Annotated in this window: 2 protein-coding genes; both read left to right on the top strand. The window is 33.0% G+C overall.

Going from position 1 to position 3,236, the window contains the following annotated elements:
- Positions 1 to 120 precede the first annotated feature (120 nt).
- Positions 121 to 2,187 (top strand): M3 family metallopeptidase, encoded by a 2,067-nt coding sequence (locus H593_RS0115240; RefSeq protein WP_084142350.1) that lies wholly within the window; start codon positions 121 to 123, stop codon positions 2,185 to 2,187.
- A 204-nt stretch (positions 2,188 to 2,391) separates the two neighbouring features.
- A complete protein-coding gene (locus H593_RS20205; protein ID WP_051229772.1) occupies positions 2,392 to 3,108 on the top strand; it encodes a DUF6090 family protein in 717 nt (238 codons plus the stop codon).
- The last annotated feature ends 128 nt before the right edge of the window (positions 3,109 to 3,236 follow it).

Here is a 3,236-nt window from a genome sequence, read left to right as displayed (position 1 = left end):
CATTTATCTTTAGATTATAAAACACCAAATATGGTATATAAATTATCAGCTTAATTCAATTTTAACCTGTAGCCATATTTCAGGACAAGACATTAGACATTAATACTTAAACCAACAATAATGAGACTGACTTTACTTTTTTTAATGGCACTTTTAATAGGCTGTTCTAATGAAACCAAAATTGAAAAATTAGAAATGTCTGCGGACAACCCTTTTAATGTAGAACTCAATGAACCTATTGATTATGCAAAGGTTACAGCAGACCATGTAAAAGCATATGTAAACGTAACAATTGTCAATACAGTATTGGATTTAGATAACATAAAAAGCACAGATGGTCTGAATTTCAAAAATACATTTGGCGTATATGACAAGATTTCAAATGATTTAGAAAAAGCAAATAATAATGCTTTTATGCTCAATTGGGTTTCACCCGATTCAATTACTAGAATAAAAGGAACAAAAGGTTATCAAAAAATAGACTCTTTATATACCGTTATTGGTTCCGATAAAGAATTATACAAGACCTTTCAGTCATATGCAAATTCAGAAGAAGGCAAATCCCTAACTGGCCTCAAAAAAAGACTGGTAAATCAGGTTCTCAAAAAATTTGAACAATCTGGGGTAAATCTAAATGATGAAGACTTAGTAACTTATAAACAACTTTCTGCAGAGATAAATGAACTAACATCACAGTTTTCTACCAATATGAATAGCGCTAAGGAAATGATAGTGTTAGATGAACAGGAGGCAGATGGACTGCCAGAAAATTTTAAGGATACCTACGGTTTAGATAATGGAAGCTATGAGATTCCTGTAATTAATGCTACCTATGGTACTGTTCTTAGTAATGCAACTTCCAGTGAGGTTCGTAAAGCTTTTGTTATGAAAAAAACAAATATCGCAGCGGACAAAAACTTAACAATATTGGATTCTTTGATTAGTAAACGAGATCAATTGGGAAAATTAATGGGGTTTGATTCCTATGCAGGCTATAACCTTGAATCAAAAATGGCTAAAACGCCAGAGCGTGTTTGGGAGTTTATTGATGGATTGGTCGCAGAGTCAAAAGCTAAAGCGTTGCAAGATGTTGAAATTTTAAAAACAGTAAGAAATGAAGATCAAAAAACACCAAGTGATGAAAGCCCAGTAAATTCATGGGATATTGGCTACTATAAGAATCAATTATTAAAAACGGAGTATCAGGTAGATTATGAGAAAATGCGAGATTATTTACCTATGGATTCGTGTTTAGAGGGGATGCTTACCCTGTACCAAGAACTTCTAGGGCTGGAATTTAGAAAAATGGAAAATCCTTCTGTTTGGCACAAGGATGTTACTATGTACGAAGTGTTTGATGGTGAAAAATTGAAAGGACGCTTCTATTTAGATTTATATCCAAGACCCAATAAGGAGACATGGTTTTATGGAGTGAATTTTAATAATGGAATTCAAACTAACGATGGATATGAAGTTCCTGTAGCCATGCTTTTAGGTAATTTCACTAAACCAACTGATAAATTACCATCTCTATTAAGCTTTCGAGAATTAAACACCTTATTCCATGAATTTGGACATATAGTTAATGTGATGTCATATGAAGGAGAGTTTAATTTATTATCTCATACCAAATCTGATTTTGCAGAGGCGATGTCGCAGATATTCGAAAATTGGATAAATGATTACGATATTTTGAGCTCCTTTGCAAAACACTACAAAACAGGGGAAGTATTTCCAAAAGCATTGTTTGACAGTAAGAGAAAAGCTAAAAATGTATCCTCTGGTTTATCAGCACAAAGCTCATTGAGGCGATGTATTTATGATATGAATTTATACAACAAATACAACCCAGATGAGCCATTGAATACCGATGAATTATGGAAAAACATTGACACCCAAATGGGTGTGATGGATGGCCACATTGAAGGCACTCATACACAAGCTAGCTGGATTCATATTAATACCCATCCTGTTTATATGTATGGCTATTTATGGTCCGAAGTGTACGCACAAGATATGTTTACTGTATTTGAAAAAAATGGGTTGAGAGATACTGAAACAGGAGTGAAATACCGAAAACTTATTTTGGCAAACGGTGGCCAAAAGGATATTGATAAAGCGGTTGCAGAGTTTTTAGGAAGACCTACTAATAATAAAGCTTATATCAAGAGCCTTGGATTGGAATAGGAAAAAACTGCGTAGAACATTGGCTATAAGTAATTGCTTGTTCACGCCTACTTCTGAAAATCCTTGCGGATTTCCAACTTGGTGTGTACTTGCAAAGTTAAGTGCTAACCCACGCAACTACTCATAGCCTAGACGTTGTGCTTCATTATAACAAACCGCTAACCAATGATAAAATTTTTTAGAAAAATCCGACAAAACTTCCTGATGGAAAACAAAACTGGAAAGTATTTTAAGTATGCAATTGGAGAAATAATTCTTGTTGTTATTGGAATTTTGATAGCATTACAAATTAACAATTGGAACACCGAACGTCAAAACGAGAATATCAGAACCTCTTTTCTCAAAAAATTAGATGCAGAATTAGACTACAATACGAATAGATTAGATACTCTGTATAGTAAGTTAAATGACATTAAAGAACAAAATATTAAATTATATGACACTGTGTTAATTGGTATTAAGCAACACAATTTAGAAACTTACTTAAAACACCACGGATTTAATGCTAGTAGACTTAATTTGAGCAGCTCAACCTTTGAGCAAATGAAAAACACAGGCAACCTACATACCTTAAAATCAGATACGCTATTAATAGCCATTGAAAGCTATTATAAGCTTTGTGAGAGAGAAGATTTTTACATCATGAGAATAAATGAAGGTATCTATAAAGTGTCTAATGATATTCATCACGGCCATACAAAGGCACAATTAGATTATGCTTTAAAAGGACTAGATTATGCTTTAAAAAATAACGCATGGTTATTAAATACCGAATCGGAAGCGTATGGCGAGTTTATGAGAGAATTTTATAAAGAAACAATTGCACTTTTCGATATTTTAAGACGCATTGATAGAATCAGTGACACATCCATTAATTTAAAAGAACTAATTAAAAAAGAATTAGAGAATAGATATCTATAATTCAGTAAAAAAAAGTGCAGAATATAACGAAAGCACAACACGGTGTATAATTAATTGCTTGGTCACTGCCGACTTACGAACATTCCTGCGGAATATTCTATCTGTGATTTATTTGCTAAATTAGTTGC

Source organism: Psychroserpens burtonensis DSM 12212 (assembly GCF_000425305.1).
In the GTDB taxonomy this organism is placed as follows: Bacteria; Bacteroidota; Bacteroidia; order Flavobacteriales; family Flavobacteriaceae; genus Psychroserpens; species Psychroserpens burtonensis.
The sequence above is the reverse complement of the archived record's forward strand: the minus strand, read 5'-3'. Positions and strand labels throughout refer to the sequence as shown.

Excerpts from the sequence above, each read along its gene's own strand:
- H593_RS0115240 (WP_084142350.1), top strand. The coding sequence starts at position 121 with ATGAGACTGACTTTACTTTTTTTAATGGCACTTTTAATAGGCTGTTCT.
- H593_RS20205 (WP_051229772.1), top strand. The coding sequence starts at position 2,392 with ATGGAAAACAAAACTGGAAAGTATTTTAAGTATGCAATTGGAGAAATA.